The 17706-nt window shown below is 69.4% G+C and carries 13 protein-coding genes; 5 read left to right on the top strand and 8 right to left on the bottom strand.

The genetic code is table 11. The features are described from left to right. A partial coding sequence (locus MJ777_RS16005) for an Rpn family recombination-promoting nuclease/putative transposase (protein ID WP_239377031.1) occupies positions 1 to 201 on the bottom strand: 201 nt, incomplete at its 3' end. A 473-nt stretch (positions 202 to 674) separates the two neighbouring features. Next, positions 675 to 2270 (bottom strand): LCP family protein, encoded by a 1596-nt coding sequence (locus tag MJ777_RS16000; RefSeq protein WP_239377030.1) that lies wholly within the window; start codon positions 2268 to 2270, stop codon positions 675 to 677. A 732-nt stretch (positions 2271 to 3002) separates the two neighbouring features. On the opposite strand from MJ777_RS16000, the gene MJ777_RS15995 reads away from it, so the two are divergent. From MJ777_RS15995 to MJ777_RS15975, 5 genes are all read left to right on the top strand, one after another. Beyond that, positions 3003 to 3887, top strand: coding sequence for a LysR family transcriptional regulator (locus MJ777_RS15995; protein WP_239310728.1), 885 nt, complete (start codon positions 3003 to 3005; stop codon positions 3885 to 3887). Positions 3888 to 4314: 427 nt separating this feature from the next. Beyond that, positions 4315 to 5484, top strand: coding sequence for an ABC transporter ATP-binding protein (locus tag MJ777_RS15990; RefSeq protein ID WP_239377029.1), 1170 nt, complete (start codon positions 4315 to 4317; stop codon positions 5482 to 5484). A gap of 12 nt (positions 5485 to 5496) precedes the next feature. Continuing rightward, positions 5497 to 6882, top strand: coding sequence for an ABC transporter substrate-binding protein (locus MJ777_RS15985; protein ID WP_239377028.1), 1386 nt, complete (start codon positions 5497 to 5499; stop codon positions 6880 to 6882). A 79-nt stretch (positions 6883 to 6961) separates the two neighbouring features. Further along, positions 6962 to 7909 carry a carbohydrate ABC transporter permease gene (locus MJ777_RS15980; RefSeq protein ID WP_239377027.1) on the top strand — a complete coding sequence of 316 codons (948 nt, stop codon included), beginning with the start codon at positions 6962 to 6964 and terminating at the stop codon, positions 7907 to 7909. Between the two features lie 87 nt (positions 7910 to 7996). Next, positions 7997 to 8911 carry a carbohydrate ABC transporter permease gene (locus tag MJ777_RS15975; protein ID WP_239310732.1) on the top strand — a complete coding sequence of 305 codons (915 nt, stop codon included), beginning with the start codon at positions 7997 to 7999 and terminating at the stop codon, positions 8909 to 8911. Positions 8912 to 8930: 19 nt separating this feature from the next. Here MJ777_RS15975 and MJ777_RS15970 read toward each other — a convergent pair whose 3' ends face one another. From MJ777_RS15970 to MJ777_RS15945, 6 genes are all read right to left on the bottom strand, one after another. Then, positions 8931 to 9929 (bottom strand): PDR/VanB family oxidoreductase, encoded by a 999-nt coding sequence (locus tag MJ777_RS15970; RefSeq protein ID WP_239377026.1) that lies wholly within the window; start codon positions 9927 to 9929, stop codon positions 8931 to 8933. Between the two features lie 10 nt (positions 9930 to 9939). Then, the gene (locus tag MJ777_RS15965) at positions 9940 to 11292 is read right to left on the bottom strand and encodes an acetyl/propionyl/methylcrotonyl-CoA carboxylase subunit alpha (RefSeq protein WP_239346945.1); all 1353 of its coding nucleotides are present in this window, start codon (positions 11290 to 11292) and stop codon (positions 9940 to 9942) included. Continuing rightward, a complete protein-coding gene (locus tag MJ777_RS15960; RefSeq protein WP_239377025.1) occupies positions 11292 to 11885 on the bottom strand; it encodes a biotin/lipoyl-containing protein in 594 nt (197 codons plus the stop codon). Before MJ777_RS15960 ends, MJ777_RS15965 begins: the two co-directional genes overlap by 1 nt. Before the next feature lie 11 nt (positions 11886 to 11896). Then, entirely contained in the window at positions 11897 to 13819 is a 1923-nt protein-coding gene (gene accD / locus MJ777_RS15955; RefSeq protein WP_239377024.1) for an acetyl-CoA carboxylase, carboxyltransferase subunit beta, read from the bottom strand. Beyond that, positions 13816 to 15426 (bottom strand): PfaD family polyunsaturated fatty acid/polyketide biosynthesis protein, encoded by a 1611-nt coding sequence (locus MJ777_RS15950; RefSeq protein ID WP_239377023.1) that lies wholly within the window; start codon positions 15424 to 15426, stop codon positions 13816 to 13818. The genes accD and MJ777_RS15950 overlap by 4 nt, the downstream gene beginning before the upstream one ends. Next, positions 15420 to 17706: beta-ketoacyl synthase (locus MJ777_RS15945; RefSeq protein ID WP_239377022.1), on the bottom strand; the 2287-nt coding region annotated here is incomplete at its 5' end. The genes MJ777_RS15945 and MJ777_RS15950, both read right to left, overlap by 7 nt.

The raw sequence follows: 17706 nt of genomic DNA, 5'->3' as shown, positions 1-17706 counted from the left end.
CGGCACGGTGAACAACAGATCGGTATGCCGCCACCGCAACGTGGCATCAACCAGACTCCCGGGCACGAGCGCCAGCTTGTCCAGGTCAAGCCGGGCCACCAGCCCCGGTGGCAGTACCGCCCGCACCTGCGACGCCGCGTTCGACGGCGTCCCCAAAATCCGGCGGAACACCGCATCATGAGGCGTGGACGGACCCGACATGACCGCACCGTACCGACACCCACCGACACACCAACCCACCAGCCCACAACCAGGCACCAGCCCACCGGCCACACGGAGCGCCCACTGTTCCCAGTCCGGATTACCGGCCTCGGCCGGGCCCCCCGCACAGGCCCAGAGCCCATAGCGGGCCGCCACCACCTACGCGACATACCGCAGAACCTGGACCTGCCGTCGTGCGGCAAGGGGCCGTCGCCCAGGGCCGGGGCCGGGAAGGCCGACTGGCTCGACGGGTTTGATGACGACGTCGAGTCCTGCAGCCGAGTCATCCTCGATGGCGGGGATGGCCGGCCGAAGATCATGAAGTGTCGGCGCAGGGGCAACCGGGTCTGGGTCGGCTCGCCTCCACACGTGCACCACCGCTTACGCGTGCACCACCGCTGCGACCAGCCGATGGTCGACATCAGCAACCACATCGCCTACGACGGGCTGATAGTCCGCGGTGTGGCCCACCATCAGTAGGTGCAGGTGGGGGCTTCGGCCGGGGCGGGGGTCGTCGGCTCCGCCGTCGGCGGAGCGCCGGTACCCGAAGCCGCCGGCGACGTGGCCACCGCGCCGGGCGCCTGGCTGCCCGCGTCGCCGGGGACGACCCCGGTGAACGAGGATCCGACGATCAGTGCCAGCCGGGTCGCGGCCGGGTCGCGCTGGAGCTCGGAGCCGGGTACGGCGGCCTGCAGGGTCCGCGCGGCGGCATCCTGCCCCGGTCCGTAGACGACCTTGGAACTCGTGTGGTTATGCGACGATGCGTTGCCCTCATTGGACGCGTGAAAGCTCTGCTTGGTCAACGCGGTGACGGCGCGGGCGGAAAGCCCGGTGATCATTGAACCGTTGTAGACCGCCACGGTGATCTGCTCCGTCGCGGTGACGGCGGGGCTGCCGCTCGGCGTGGACACGGCCGGCGACGGCGACGGCAACACCCGGGCGGCGCTGTCGCGGGCACGCAGCGGCCCAATGATACGCTCAAGATCATTTTTATCATAGATCTGGACCGCGCCGAGTCCTGGTAGCTCACCCGAGTCGCCGATGCCGCCCTCGGCACGGGTCGGGGCATGGGTTGGCAAGGTGACCACGTGGATGTTTCCCGCGGCCACATCCCGCATCCGGGTGGCCAGCCCACGCAGATCGACAATGCTCGTGTGGCTGTCGAGGGTGAGCGCGGACGTCACCGTCGACAGCAGCGACTCAAGCTTGCTCGGGCTGGTCAGCACCCCACCGGCCATCGTCTTACGGACGACGGCGCCGATGAACTGCTGCTGGCGCCGGATGCGGTCGAGGTCCTGCTCGGGCAGCCCGTGCCGCTGCCGGACGAAGGCCAGCCCCTGGCGGCCGTCCACGTGGATGGTCCCCGGGCCACCGAGGAAGCCACTCATCGGGTCGTTGGTGTTGGTGCTGACCTTTCGCACGTTGTTGTCGTAGAAAACGTCCCGGTAGGCCGACGGGAGGACACAGACCTCGACACCACCGATCGCGTCCGTGATGGCCCGGAAACCCGCAAGGTCCATGGACACGTAGTGGTCGATCCGGATGTCGGTAAGCCGCTCGACCATGTTCACCAGCAGGGACGGGCCGCCGTCGGAGATGGCCGAGTTGAACTTGGCCCGGTGCGCGGCGCGCCGATGGCCGTTCGCGTCGACGTAGTCGGGAATGGTCACCAGCGTGTCCCGGGGAAAGGACACCATCGTGCTGGTACCGTCTGCGGCGAGGTGGACGAGGATAGTCGTGTCCGAACGCTGGCCGGGCGCGTCACCGTAGGCTCCGTCGCTGCCGGCCCTGCTGTCGGTACCCACCAGCAGGTAGTTTTCGACGCCGTGGGCGGGAGCCGCTGGCCGCGGGCCGGTGAGGCCAAGCTCCACCCTGGTGATTTTTCCGTTGAGATGGCTGTAGAGCAGCCAACCACCGACGCTGGCCAGCAGGACGACGACCGAGAGCAGTACGAAGACCGCCCGGAGCAGTCCCGAGAAGACCCCGGGAGCGCCCTGCGCTGATGAACCGTGTGGGGCACGGGCCCGCGGATTGAGGCCGGGCGGTAGCGTGGCATCACCCGTTGCCAACGGCTGGCGCATCTCGCCTGATACCCGCCTCTCGTCCCACTACCCACCCATCCGGGACTGAGCGTATATAGCCGTCAGGACGAACAAGAATCGGCGGCACCGTCGACGCCGTAGCCGCCGCCGTAGCCGATATGGTGCGCTGTGGTCCAGCGGTCTGACCAGCATCGGGAGCGCGGTCCGCGGCCTGGGGCGCTCACGCGGTTGCGCGCCACGCCGGTTCGTGCGCTCTCGGGCGGCCCCGGGAGCCTGGGTAGCGGCGCGGTGACGCTCGTCCTGACCGGTGGCCCGCGGCAACGACAGCGGCGCGGCCCCGCTCGCCTACGGTGATCATACCGCGAGGCGCGCACCCCAGCCCCGCGCTGCCACGCTCCCTGTTGCCGGTCGCTCCAAAGCCGCGGCCGGGCGTACCGTCACACCTGGACAAAACCGCCGGCCGGGGCTCCCTGAGAGCGCGTTTGAGATCGTCATTCCGGCTCGCCGCGTCCAGGCGCCCCCTGGCTGCGTTGTCGGCCAAACCGATACAACTCATCCGGTATCGCTTCGGCCTTCCGCCTTGCCAGGGGGTGCCTGGACGCGGCTCACTGATCGAAAGCCCGATCTCAAACACGCTCTGGTAGCATTTCTTTTTCTACCGGATTCCACTTGGGTAATTCTTCAAAATAACACTCGCCCGTCACCGCCCGTTAGCTGCGCCAGGTATACTGGGCACGGAATTCCGGCGCGGAGGGTTCAATGGAGTTTCGGCATCTGGTATCTTTTCTGGCCATCGCGGATGAGCTGCACTTTGGCCGGGCGGCGAACAAGCTTCACCTCGCCCAGCCATCTCTGAGTCAACACCTGCAGCGCCTCGAGCGTGAAGTCGGTGTCAAACTGGTCGCCCGTACCTCCCACGAAGTCCGGCTCACTCCGGCGGGGGTGGCATTCCAGACCGAGGCAAAACAAATACTCGAGCAGACCGGCAAAGCAGTGCAGGCCGCCCGCGACGCGTCCGCCGGGCGTGCCGGCACGATCAACATCGGCTACAACTTCCCGGCCGGTCATCGCGTACTGCGGCCAACCCTGATGCGGCTGAACGCCACCCACCCCGGGCTGATCGCCCATCTGTGGGAACGGCGCACGGGGCCCCAGCTCAAAAGCCTGCTCAACGGCGAACTCGACATCGGCTTCATATTCGGCACGCCGCCTACCAACGAGCTGCACTCCCGGGAGGTGCTGCGGCTGCCGCTCGCGGCCATTGTGGGCGAACAACACGCCTGGGCCGCTCGCGAACAGGTTTCGTTCCGGGAGCTGGAGCACCAGGCCCTCGTTCTCTTCCGCCGCACCCAGTCCCCGGCGATGTACGACACCATTGTCACCACCGCGGAGCAGGTCAGAATCAGCTTGAAGATCGTCGCTGAGGTCGACGACCCGGGAGCGACCGCGCTGGTGATCAGCACCCGCCCGCTGGTGGGCTTCGCCTCGTCGCTGGAACGCGCCCGGACGGTCGGCAGCCCCGTGACCGTGGCGCTTGTCGACCCCGTACCGATGCTCTCCGTCCACGTTGTGTGGCGCCCGCGCCGGAGCAAGGTCGTCGACGCCCTGCTGGACACGCTGGAGGAAGCTGGGCCGTTCCAGTGAACCAGCCCGAGCCGGTCGTGTCCCCAGCGCCGCGGCACGCTCGCTGTTCATTTTTTGTTCCTATCACCTGATATCCGGCACCAATCGACGCTGGATATCCAGCATGATCGATCCAGTCGGCCACAACCGGCTGGCACACAATTTCCAATGCGTTTGCTCGCCGTACACCGACGGAGAGTTGAATGCAACCGTCCCTGATCGGCGTAACGCCGTGACAGAGATATCCAAAAAAACCATCGGCACACGTACGCGGCCGGTTGTCGGCTGCATAGCCAACCTCGGCGCCCCGGGGAAGGTGCGATCGCGAAAGCCTCGGTGGATCGCGATGGCAATCCACCGAAAACATCGTCGCATGCATCCGGAGGCTGCCCAGAACACAAGGCCGAACCGGTAGCCGCCGGTTCGGCCCGGAAGGAGAGCCGGGAGTGTGAGCCGCATCCAGATCGACGGGCTGACCAAGTGTTTCAGCAAGGTCACCGCGGTGGACCGGGTGAGTCTCGACATCAACCACGGCGACTTCCTTGTCCTGCTCGGCCCCAGCGGCTGCGGAAAGTCAACACTGCTTCGAATGATTGCCGGGTTGATCGAACCGAGCAGCGGGCGGGTCCTACTGGACGGGCGTGAGGTCACTTTCACCCCGCCCAGGGAACGTGATATGGCGATGGTTTTCCAAAGCTACGCTCTCTACCCACACCTGACAGTCGAACGTAATATCGGGTTCCCGCTGCGTTCACGCCGGCGCCCGCGCGCGGAGATCCGCGAGAAGGTACGCGAGGCAGCGGAGCTGCTTGAGCTGGCCGACCTGCTCGACCGCCGGCCCCGGCAGCTGTCCGGCGGGCAGCGGCAACGGGTCGCGGTCGGCCGGGCGCTGGTCCGCGATCCGGGCGCCTTCCTCATGGACGAACCGCTGTCCAACCTCGACGCCAAGCTGCGCACCGCCACCCGCGGCCAGCTACGGGCACTGCACCACCGGCTCGGCTCGACCATCGTCTATGTCACACACGATCAGGTCGAAGCCATGACCATGGCTACCCGGGTCGCGGTGCTCAACGCCGGCCGGCTTGAGCAGATCGGTAGCCCCACCGAGGTCTACGACAGACCCGCCTCGGCGTTCGTGGCGGATTTTCTGGGCGCACCGCCGATGAACCTGCTCCCCGTACGGGCCGAAAGCCACTCCGGCCGTGTCCGGTTATTTGCCCCCGGTATCGAGGTCGCACTGTGGGAGGCCGGCGATTTCCCCGCTCGTGACATTGTCATGGGGGTTCGACCGGAGCATCTGGTCACGGTCCCCACCACCGCGGAGTCACCGATGTTCCGCGGCCGGGTGGAGACGGTGGAGAACCTCGGGAGTGAAGAGGTCGCCCAGTGCGCGGTCGGTGACGCCACCCTGCTGGTGCGAGGACCTCGACCGCTTGGCCTGCGTCCCGGCGAGCAGGTGGCCGTTGACGCCGCCGCGGACCGGCTGCACATGTTCGACCAGGCCAGTGGTCACCGGCTGCGCTGGCGGGCGCCCGACGTCTCGCCCTCCCCACCGTCTTCTTCCCCACCGTCTTCGCCTCGCGCGGTGTTCGCCTCGCGCAGCGCTCGTCCCGTGTAAGGAGCACCACACGTGAAAAAATCACGCTGTTCCGGCGGTATCGCGGCGGCTCTCGCCCTCGCGCTGGCCGCGGCCGCCTGCGGGGGGAACAGCCCGGCCGCCAGCTCGCCCACGGCCGCCGCGACGGTCCCGGAACTCAGGCCCGACCAGCAGGTTTCGATCGTTTTTGAAAGCTACAACCTGGCCCAGGCCGGACCGTGGACCGACACCTTCACAGACTTGATCAAAAAATTCCAGCTGGCTCACCCCACCATCAAGGTGACGGCCCAGAAGCCCGCGACCGCGACCGCGAGCGGTTACGGCTCGGCCGCGGCCGCCAGCGTGCAGCGCCAGATCGCGGCCGGCAACCCGCCCGACGTCGGGCAGCTGGTCTTCGGTGACCTCTTCTACGCGGTGCGGGGGCTGGGGGCGACGCCGCTGGACACCGTGGTGGGCCATGACGCGGTGCAGGCGAACTTCGGCGGCACGCACCCGTTTGCAGCAACCGCGCGCACCCTCGGCGATGTCGACGGCAAAACCTACGGCATCCCGTTCGTCTTCTCCACGCCGATCCTGTACTACAACGCCAGCCTGTTCACCCAGGCCGGCCTCGACCCGGCCAAGCCACCGAGCACCTGGGCCGAGGTCAAGACGGCCGCTCTCGCCATCAGGAGCAGGACCGGCAAGGACGGCGCCTACATCGACTGCCTGACCAAGAAGGCCGGCGACTGGTGTTACCAGTCCCTGGTCGACTCCAACGGCGGATCAGTGATCTCCACCGACCGCACCAGGCTCACCTTTGCCGACCCTCCCGCGGTCGACGCCGTCACGATGGCGCAGGACCTCGTGCGGTCCGGCGCGACCCCGAAACTCTCCCAGGAGCAGGCGTACCCCGCGTTCGCACGCGGTGAGATCGGCATGATCCTGGAGAGCAGCGCGGCCGAGGCCACGTTCCGCAAGGGCGCCACCGGCGCGAGTCCGCCGTGGGATCTGCGGGCCGCACAGATGCCGAGCTTCGACGGCAGGACCGTGGAACCGACAAACTCGGGGGCAGCGCTGGTCATGTTCGCCAAGGACCCGGCCAAGCAGCGGGCCGCCTGGGAACTCATGAAGTTTCTGACCAGCGACGAGGGGTACGTCCAGCTCACCAGCAAGATCGGCTACCTGCCACTTCGCACGAGCCTGCTGGACGACCCCGCCGGGCTGAAGGACTGGGCGGCAAAGAACCCCCTGATCAAGCCGAACATCGACCAGCTCGCTCGGCTGCGGCCAGCGGTGGCGTTCCCGGGCGACAACTACGTCCAGATCAAGGACACGATGCTGGAGGCCGTCGAGAGCGTCGTCTACAGCGGGGCTGACGCGCGGTCCACGCTGGCCGCGGCTCAGGACCGGGCGACAAAACTGCTACCGAAAGCGTGACACCCGCTCCGCGGGCCGCGGGCACGACGTGGCTGGCCCGGCTCCTCGACCAGGTGCCGTCACGGCGGAACCAGCCGGCATGTTCGTGACACTCGCCGCTGTCGAGGCACCGGAGGTTCCCGCCTCGTACCCGGTGGCCCGGCCATCGGCCGCCCGCCGGGTACGCCGTGCGCTGCCGCCCTTCCTCTACCTCACGCCAGGCCTGGGCTGCCTGGCGGTCTGGACCTACCGCCCGTTGGCCGAGGCCGCGCGGCTGTCGTTCTATTCGTGGAACCTCCTGCCGAGCAGACCAAAAGTCCCGGTCGGGCTGGACAACTACGCCGATGTGCTCCAGCTCCCGCAGCTGCGGTCCTCATTGTGGCTGACGGTGACAATAATCGTCTGCCTACTGCCGTTCTCAGTCGTCCTGCCCACCATTGTCGCCCTGCTCACCCAACAGGTCCGCGGCCGCGCCAACGCGGTCTACCGCGCGCTCGTCTTCGCGCCGGTACTGGTCGCGCCGGTGGCAAGCGCGGCAATCTGGGAATGGCTGCTGGACCCGCGGCATGGCGGGGTGGACCGCCTGCTGGGCAGCCCGGTCAACTGGCTGCACGAACGCGGCCCCGCCCAGCTCGCCGTCATCGTCATCACCGGCTGGCATCTGCTCGGTTTCGCGGTCCTCGTGGTCGCGGCCGGGCTCGCCGGCATCAACGACGACTACGCGGCGGCTGCCCAGCTTGACGGCGCGACGCGGCGCCAGATCATCCGTTGGATCACGTTGCCGCTGCTGTCGCCGACCCTGGTGCTGCTGGCTCTCATGACCGTGCTGCTGTCCGGTCAGCTGACCTTTCCGCTGATCGACACACTCACCCAGGGCGGCCCCGGCGACGCGACGACCAACGTCTACTACCTGCTCTGGGAATACGGCTTCAAGAGCTTCAACGCGGGCCTCGCCGCCGCCGCCGGCCTGGTGTTCTTCCTGGGTTTCGGGATGGTCGCCGGCTGCCTCGTGTGGTTGTTCGAGAAGCTGAGCTTCCACGACAACTGATCGTCTCCTGATCGTCTCCAGTGACCGCCGGGAGCACCGCGTCCCGATCAGAACACCGGTGGTTACAATATCTACGAGGAGTAACCGATGGCTGTCTCCACGACGGCAGTGACGGCAGCCGCGGCCGGCATGCCCGGCGAGCGCCGTGGTGAGGGCCGCCGTCCCGGCGAGACCGACGGCCCGGTCGGCGGCGGATCGCCGCTGGGATCGTTCATCGGCCATGCCGTGCTCACGCTCCTGAGCCTCGCGTGCGTCCTGCCGATCGGCTGGATGTACGCGACGTCGCTGCGGCGCCCCAGCGACGTCTACGCCACCTCGCCGCTGCCCTGGCCGCTGTCGGTCGGTAACTACCGGCACGCGGCGGAGGTGATCCCGATCGGGCCGATGCTGTTCAACACGTTCGCCGTGGCGGCGCTGACCGCGCTGGGGCAGCTCCTGACCGGTCTGCTCGCGGCGTACGCGTTCGCGGCCTGGCGCTTTCCCGGGCAGCGGCCGCTCTATCTGCTGTTCGTCGGGACGTGGCTGGTGCCGTTCCAGGTGACGATGGTGCCCAACTACACGCTGCTGTTGCGGCTGGGCCTGCTGAACACGCTCGCCGGAGTTGTCATCCCGACGCTGTGCACGGCGCTGAGCGTCCTGTTGCTGCGCCAGCACATGGAGAGCTTCCCCAAGGAACTGCTTGAGGCGGCCCGCATGGACGGGCGATCCTCCTGGTCGGTGCTGTGGACGGTCGTCGTGCCCAATCTGCGGCCCGCGCTGGCGGCGCTCGGCATCGTCCTGTTCATCAACGCGTGGAACGAGTACTTCTGGCCCGCGATGGTTCTCCAACGGGCGAACTCCATGATCCAGCTTGGGCTCCGTGGCTTTCTCGGGGGGACCGAGGGCAACGACTGGGGCGGTCTCATGGCCGCCTCAGGGCTCGCCTGCCTGCCGATCTTCGCTCTCTACGTGCTGCTCCAGCGGCACATCGTCAGCGCATTCATCCACTCCGGCCTGAAATGACCTCGTCACAGGCCAAGGGTCACAGGTCAAGGGTCAGCCAGGGCGAACGGGCACGCGACACGCAGACCATCATCGTCCGGCCAGCCACGCGCTCGCTCCGCGACAGCACCGAGTCCCGGTGGTCGACGTCACCGGCCAGTACGCCCGTCTCGCAGCTGCCGCAGGTGCCCTCACCGCACGACCAGGGCACCTCAACACCCGCCGCGCTCAGGACGTCCAGCAGGGATTCGTGTGCCCGCACCCGCACGGCCCGCCCGCTGCGTTCGAGGAACACGTCGAACTCCTGGTCACGGGTGGGGGCGCCCACCACCGGACGAGGCTGGAAGCGCTCCATGTGCAGCCTGCCGGCCGGTCGGTCACCCCATTCCCGCTCGACCGCGGTGAGCAGGGCCTCGGGCCCGCAGCAGTAGAGCAAAGCGTCGGAGCCCAGCCGTTGGAGGATCTCGGCGAGCGGCAGCGGCCCGCGCTCGTCCTCGGGCCAGACGTCGACCCGGCCGCCGTAGGGCGCGAGCTCGTCCAGGAAGGCCATGCGCTCGCGGCGACGCCCGCCGTACCACAACGTCCAGTCCGCGCCCTGCGCGGCGACTGTCCGGATCATCGGCAGCAACGGCGTGATCCCGATCCCGCCAGCGATGAACAGGTACCGGTGCGCCCCGGCAAGCGGGAAGTTGTTGCGTGGCTCCCCCACCGCCACCAGGGCGCCGGCCCGGACCTGCTCATGCAGGTGGCGCGAACCGCCGCGGCCCGGCTCCGCCCGCAGCACGGCGATCCGCCAGCGCGCGCGGTCGGCTGGATCTCCACACAGCGAGTACTGCCGTACCATCCCCGGAGCGACGAAAAGATCAACATGTGCTCCGGGCGTCCACGGCGGCAGGTCCGCGCCAGCGGGGTCGGCGAGGATGAACGACATCACGTCGGTGCTCTGGGCCGTCGCCTCGACCACCCGCAGCCGTGACCACCGCGCCTGGGGCACGGGCACGATCGGTGCTGTCAGGTCTTCTTCGGCGGGTGTGTGCACAGCGCCTCCTTTATCCACCGGCGACCAGGTCACCGACCAGCGAGGTGTCGTGACGCGCCGCGACGAAGACGGGATGCGTGAGCACCTGGGCGAGGAAGGAAGCGGTGGTGGCGACCCCGGGACCCGCGATGCGGAGCTCATCGAGCGCGCACCGCATCCGCACGATCGCCGAGTCACGGTCCGGCGCCCAGACGATCAGCTTGGCCAACAACGAATCGTAGACCGACGGGATCCGGTAGCCGGGGAAGACATGGCTGTCAACCCGGACGAACGGGCCGGCGGGCAGCTGGCACTCCGCCAGGACACCGGGTGTCGGCGCGAAACCACGGCCGGGGTCCTCGGCGTTGATCCGGCATTCGATGGCGACGCCCCGGGGGGTCACCGCGTCCTGGCTGATGGCCAGCTTCTCCCCGGCCGCGACCCGGAACTGCTCGGCGACCAGGTCGATCCCGGTGACCATCTCGGTGACCGGATGCTCCACCTGGAGCCGGCAGTTGACCTCCATGAAGTAGTACGCGCCGCTGGCGTCGACAAGGAACTCGAAGGTTCCGGCGCCGACGTAGCCAGCGCAGAGCGCACCGTCCACCGCGGCCCGGCCCATGCGCTCGACCAGGCCCTCCGGTAGCCGCGGAGCGGGTGTCTCCTCGATGAGCTTCTGGTGCCGGCGCTGGACGGAGCAGTCCCGGGCGCCCAGGTACACGGCGTTGCCGTGCTGGTCGCAGAGCACCTGGATCTCGACATGCCGGGCGGAGGACAGGTAGCGCTCAACGTAGACCCGGCCGTCGCCAAAGATCACCTGAGCGCTGGCGCGGGTCTCGGTGTAGGCACGCAGGAACTCGTCGGGCTCGTGGACGATGCGCATCCCCCGCCCGCCACCGCCCGCGGCCGCTTTGATGATGACCGGATAGCCGATCTCGTCGGCGAACGCCTGGGCTTCCGGGGCGTGCTCGAGTGCCCGGCGGCTGCCGGGCAGCAACGGCAGGCCCGCGTCGACCATCATCGACCGGGCGACGGCCTTGTCGCCGAGGCGTTCCATCACCGCTGCCGGCGGCCCGATGAAGGTGATCCCCTCGGCCTGGCACACCTCGGCGAAATCCGGGTTCTCGGACAGGAAGCCGTACCCCGGATGGATGGCGTCCGCCCGGGTCAGCCGGGCCGCCTCGATGATCGCCGGGATGTTCAGGTAGCTCCTGCGGGCCGGGCCCGGCCCGATGTGAACCGCCCGGTCGGCCATGCGCACCACCGCGGAGTCCCGATCCTCGGTCGAGTAGACGGCGACGGTGCCGAGCCCGAGCTCCCGGCAGGCCCGCATGACACGCAGCGCTATCTCGCCGCGGTTGGCAATCAGGACTGTCGTGAACATCAGGTGCTCACACGGTCCGCCAGCGCGATCGAGAACAACCGCTGCCCGAACTCAACCGCGGCCGCGTCCGGCTGGATCACCTCGACGATCCGCCCCGGCTGGTCCGCCTCGACCGGGATCATCAGCTTCATCACCTCGATGATCGCGACCTGCTGGCCCGCGATCACTGTGTCGCCCTCGCCGACGAACGGCTTGGCCCCGGGCTCGGCGGCGCGGTAGAACGTCCCGACGGTCGGCGCGGTGATGTGGACGAGGTTCTCGCCGGGCGTCCCCTCGGCCGTGTCGCGCGGCTGCCCGGACACCGGTTCCGGGACCGGCCCGGCCGCCGTCACGACGGGGGCCCGCTGGACCGGCACGGACGCCGCCCGCGGCCGCTCACCATCGATGGCGCCGATCCCCGATTCAGGCTCGGGCCAGTACAGCTCGACCGCCACGTCCCCGGCGGTGACCCGGACCCGGCTGGGCAGCCGGTCGGTCTCGGCGCACAGGGCGATGGCGCTACGACGGACGGCGTCCAGCAGCGAGTCGACGGTCTCCCCCGCTGAGCGCAGGTAGGAAGCCGACGACGTTCCATTGATCGTGGTTGTGCTCATCAGACATGTCCTTACTCTCCGGGTCGCGTGCTCTCCTCGTGACGACCACCGTGCGGATGTGACGGGCCCGCGCCGAAACGGCGGAACCGGGCACGGCGCCGGGCCACCAGATCCGCCTGGCCCACCGACAGCAGCGGTCGCAGCGTGTCGGTCAGCGCATGGCGGATCGCGGTCGCGGCGTGCAGCGGGTCGGCGTCCGCGCCGCCTTCGGGTTCGGGTATCACACCGTCGATAACGCCGAGTGACAGCAGCTGGCGTGCATCGACCCGCAGCGCGGCCGCCGCCTGGGGCGCGGCCGCGGGATCGTTCCACAGGATCGCCGCGCACCCCTCCGGGCTGATCACCGAGTACACGGTGTTGGCGCACATCAGCACCTGGTCGGACACGGCGAGCGCGAGCGCGCCCCCACTACCGCCCTCACCGGTGACCACGCTGACCACCGGTACCGGTAGACCGCCCATCAGCTTCAGGTTCTCGGCGACGGCAACTGCCTGCCCCTGTTCCTCCGCCTCGATGCCGGGGTAGGCCCCGGCGGTGTCGATGAAGGTGACGACGGGCAGGCCGATCTTCGCGGCCAGCCGCATGATCCGAGCCGACTTGCGGTAGCCGGCCGGGGTCGGCATCCCGAACCTGTGCTCCGCCAGCTCCGCGACGGTGTGCCCCTTCTGGGTCCCGATCACCGCCACCGGGATGTCGACCAACCGGCCCAGGCCCGCGACGATCGCCGGGCAGTCGGACGACCGGCGGTCGCCGTGGAGCTCGTTGAAGTCATCGATCATGAATGAGATGTAGTCAAGGGTCGTGGGCCGCCCGAGCCGCCGGGCCATCCGCACGACCTCCCAGGGATGGCGGACCGGCAGCGCCGCCGCCTCCCGGATGAGCGAGCCGCCCGCGGCGGGCACCGCGGCGGAGCCAGGACCGCCTGGTTCGCATCCGTTCTCCGTATGACCTGTCTGCGTATGACCCGCGGATTGGTGTCCGTCCGTCGCCGGCTCGGGGGCCGGTCCAGCCGGTTCGCCCGGCTGGGAACCGCCCGGAGCCGCGATCGCAAGCAACCGTGCGATCGCCGCCCGCAGCGCGCTACGCGGCTTGATCATGTCAACGATGCCGTGGGCAAGCAGGAACTCCGCGGTCTGGAACCCGGCCGGCAGGGTCTGCTTGATGGTCTGCTCGATGACCCGCGGACCCGCGAAGCCGAGCCGCGCCGCCGGTTCCGCGATGATGATGTCGCACAGGGTCGCGAAGGATGCGGCTACCCCACCGAAGGTCGGATCAGTGATCAGAGACAGGGTGAGGATGCCCGCCTCGTCCAGTTCGCCGAGCATGTTGCTGCTCTTGGCCATCTGCATGAGCGAGATGACGCCTTCCTGCATGCGCGCGCCCCCGGAGGCGGTCACGATCAGAAGCGGGATGCGTTCGCGCAACGCCAGTTCACCCGCCCGGGTGATGGCCTCCCCCACAACCGAGCCGAGGCTGCCGCCCATGAAGCGGAAGTCCATGGCCGCGACGATCACCGGATGCCCGTCGATCCGCCCCCGGGCACACCGCACCGCCTCGTCCAGCCCGGTCCGGGCTCGGGTCTCCCGCAGCCGGTCCTGGTACGGCTTGGAGTCGATAAAGCCGAGCGGATCGGCGTCAAACACGGGCATGGCCAGCTGTTCGATCGAATCCGGGTCGAGCAGCTGGCTGAGTCGCTCGCTCGCGGTCAGCGGCGCGTGCCAGCCGCAGTCGGCGCAGACCCGGTGCGCCTGCACGAACCTCTTGCCGTACAGCATGGCCCGACAGCCCCCACACAGGAACCATCGACCGGGTTCGCTGTCGCGGCTGGCCGGCGTTGCGTGCCCGGTCACCGGTACGCGCCGCGGTGCGGATTCGTTCGCCGCGGCCTGGTTCGCCGCGGCCCGCGGGGGCGGGCTCCCGTTGACCAGGGTCATGACCGTCCGCCCGCGGTCGCGAGCGGCACCGGCCGGTAGGTCGAGCAGGCCGCCGGGAGTTTCACCCCGGCGAAGCGGAGCTGGGCGACCCGGCCGGCGAATGCCGCGCCCGTCATGAGGTTCGCGGCGACGTCCACCACGCTTCTGTTCTCCACCGCCTCCAGATGGGTACCGCGGACCCAGGTGTTGAACGCGCCCGCGGCCGGTCCACACCAGATCTGGTAGTCGGTGACCCGCTCGGGATTCGCCCCGATGCACCAGAACGACGACAGCCCGAGATACCACCGGAAGATCAGCGCCATCTTCCGTTTCGGGTTCCCGTCAGCCCGGCGGATCTGCTCAGGGTCGCGTTCTTCGAAGTACTCGACGGTGTCGCGCCACACGTCCGCGAACGGCCGGCGCAGCACCTTGTCCTGGACCCAGGCCCGCTCCCCGGGAGGAAGATCATCAATCCCCCCGTAAGCCTGGTACAGCTCGAACAGCCGCTTCGCCTTGGACGCGAACATCGTGCCGCGCCGCAGGACCTGCACCTCGACACCCATCTCAAACATGTCCGACGACGGCGCCATCGCGCAGTCGGTGCCCTCAGCCGCGCCGAGCAGCCGCTTCGCGCCGACGGACTGCCCGGACTCCACGCACGGCTGGTTGACCGAACCGGTGACCACGTAGGCCGCGCCCATCGCGAACGCGGCGAACACGCTCGACGGGGTGCCGAGCCCGCCGGCGGCGCCGACCCGGACCGGCCGGCGGTAGCCGCGCTCACGCACGACCCGATCCCGCAACGAAAGGATCTCTGGCAGGAGCACGGCCAACGGCCGGCGGTCGGTGTGACCGCCGGAGTCCGCCTCCACGGTGATGTCGTCGGCCATCGGCACGAAACGGGCGAGCTCGGCCTGTTCAGCGCTGACCAGGCCGGCGCTGACGAGCGGCCGCACCAGCGTGTCCGGGGCGGGCGCCAGGAAAAGCTCCGCGATCTCGGTACGGGAGAGCTTGGCGAGGACCCGGTGGGCGATCCGGACCCCGCCAGCGGGATCCCGGCTCAGACCAGCGAGCCGGTACCGCACGATCTGCGGGGTGAGCTCGAGGAAGGCCGAGGCCTCCACGCAGGTCACCCCGTGTCGCAACGACAGCTCGACGATTGCCCGTTCCAGCTCCAGCTCGTTCGGGCTGTGGATCAGGTTGCAGGCGAACGGCAGCCCCGGCGCGGCCCGCCGGATCGCCGCCAGCGCCGTATCGATCTTGTCCGGTACCACGCCAGCGGCCCCGAACGACGCGAGGAACCCCGCCTTCGCCATCGCGACGACGAGACGCTCCGAGGCGATGCCGTTGGCCATCGCGCCAGCCATGTACGGGTAACGGACGCCGTGGTCACGGAGGAAGTCCGCTGCCCCCAGGCGGTGCGCGGGCATCGCCGGCGCCACGGCCAGAACACGTCCGCCGGACCGCCGCGCCGCGGTCTCGTCGTTGGTGGCGCCGATCCCGCCGGCGTGTTCCAGCACGAAACACGGCCGGTCCAGCGCGGCGAGAACCGCGTAGACCTCCTCGACGGTCCGTCCGATCGCGGCCGGGGTGGCCAGGACCGGCCCCGGCGGATAGCTGGTCACCATGGTCCCGCTCCCACTCCGTGCAGCTCGACCGCGATGTCGGTCAGCGCGTAGATACGCATGCCGGGCTTCCACACGCTGGCGTCGCCGACGACCCGGACCCGTTCGACGCCGCGGCGGACCTCCTTGAGGTGGACTTCCAGGGTCATCTCGCCGTCCGTGGGCAGGATCTGGCCGCGGTAGCGCCAGCTCATCGACAGATCCGTCGGCAGGACGAACCGGGGCTCGACCAGATCGGCGGCAAGCCCGCTGTCGACCAGCCACTCCTGCATCGCCTGGATGACCGCCTCGACACCGAGCGAACCAGGCATCACCGGGTCGAGCCAGAAGTGCAGCGCGAAGAACCAGTCGGACGGGTCGACCGGCCGTACCGCGCGCAGGTAGCCCTTACCGAAACGACCACCGCCGTCGACGACCTGGACGCTGTCAAGCATGGCGAGATGCCCCCGCGAGGACAGCGGGGCACCGGCGTCGCGCCGGCCCGCCACGTCGATCGTGCGGACCGCGCCCGGCGCTACCTCGGCGGTCTCCAGCCAGGTCGGCACGCAGGCACCGGAATCCAGCCCGTTCTGGTTCGCCAGGGCCGTGGCGTTGAAAAAGCCGAACAGGGATTCCCCCCGGTAGAACGGCTCGCCGTCCACGGACAGCTCGTAGGAGAAGTTCTGCAGGACCGCACCGACCATGACGGTGGTGGACAGCAGGGTCGAGACCTGGCGGATCGTGCGGCCCCGCAGGTCCACCTGGCGCAGCAGGGTCGCTTCGCCGTCGAGGTTGCGCAGGCTGTAGTCCTCGTCCGGGCCGGTCAGGGTGGCACCCAGGTAGTAGCCCAGGAACAACGCGGACTGCAGCGATGTCTCCATATGGACGATGTTGGGCATCGTCGGGCTCGCGTACTCCTGGTAGTACCAGGCGTCCGCGGGTACGTCGTACTCGGTCCACGCGGTGGCGCCACCGGACAGCTCACCGCGTTGGCCGTCCACGATCATCACTCGATCGACCAGCGACAGCCCGCCGCCCGGCAGCCGGGTTGCCCGCCGGCCGAGGTAGGGGGCGAACTCCGGGCCGAGCGCCACGTCCAGGTAGCCGTGAGCGCTGTTGGCCATGTGCATCTCGTTGATCATCGCCGCCTCGCCGGCGGAGTTGACCCGGCCGAGAAAACCCGGCACCGCACCGCCGCGCAGTGGCGCCACCAACGTCCCCGGCTTCTCCCGGAGCTGGAGGTACAGGCCGCTGACCCGGGCGAGGACTCCCCCCGCGCCACGGAACTCGGTGTCAAGGCGGATGCGGGGGCGGGGCGCGAGACCAGCCACAGTGACATCGGCCACCAGCTCGCAGCCGGCGTCCCATCCCCCGGCGAACACGTCCACCGCCCAGTGAGCCACCTCTGGATCAAGATCAATATTGCTGTCGGGCAGACAGACATCGAAGCGGGCATCGGGCAGGCACAGCTGGAGGCCGAGGTACAACGCGAGCGTCTGCGCTGCCTGCCAGGCCGCCTCCAGCACCGTGACGGCGCTGACGGCGTCGCCAGCGGCCAGCCGGCCGCGCGCGCGCAGCCGGCCGAGGTTACGCGCGCCGCCCGTCCGAGCTATCTCGGTCACCTCGTCGAGCAACAGGAATCCGGCCGGGGGAAGCCGGAGCGAGGTGTTGCAGCCGCGCTGTTCGTAGCTGCTCCCGAACACGCCGGGGACATCACCGCCCGACAGCCTGGCGAGCTCCGCCGGGCCGAGGGCTGTCCGTGGGGTGTACGCGAGCGGCTTGAAGGCGAGGATGGTCGGCACCGGATCCGGTTCGGCCATGCCGAGCGGCGCACCGACCGGCACGGCCGCGCGCGGGCCTGCGACACCGTCGGGCACCGACAGCACCGGCCGCGGACCGGCATGACAGCGGACGGAGAACCCGGCGGTCCCATCGGGCGCCGGGGAGCCGGCCACCACCGCGAACCGCAGCGGCTCGTCCACCCGGGGAAGCTCGCCTTCGAAGACGACCGTGGCGTGCCGGATCTCCCAACCGGCCGCGGACGCCGTGCCACCCGCCGCCGCGAGGGAGGCGGAGCGCAGCACCGCGTCCCAGGCTGCCCGGACCAGCGTCGCGGGCGACACCCACCCGTCCAGGTCGTAGCCAAGACCGGCGGCGGACGCCACGGCCACCTCGTACGCGGCCTCGCCGCGGGCATCAACAGGACCGCCGAGCGCGGGAACGCCCGGGGCGCTCAGGGCCGCCGGGGCGCCCCGGACGGCCGCAACCGCCGGGGCGGGAGCGGCCGGTGCAAGGGTGCCGGCC

It is taken from the genome of Protofrankia sp. Cj5, assembly GCF_917627405.1.
GTDB lineage: Bacteria > Actinomycetota > Actinomycetes > Frankiales > Frankiaceae > Protofrankia.
Note: the sequence above shows the minus strand (reverse complement) of the source record. Positions and strands in the feature narration are given on the sequence as shown.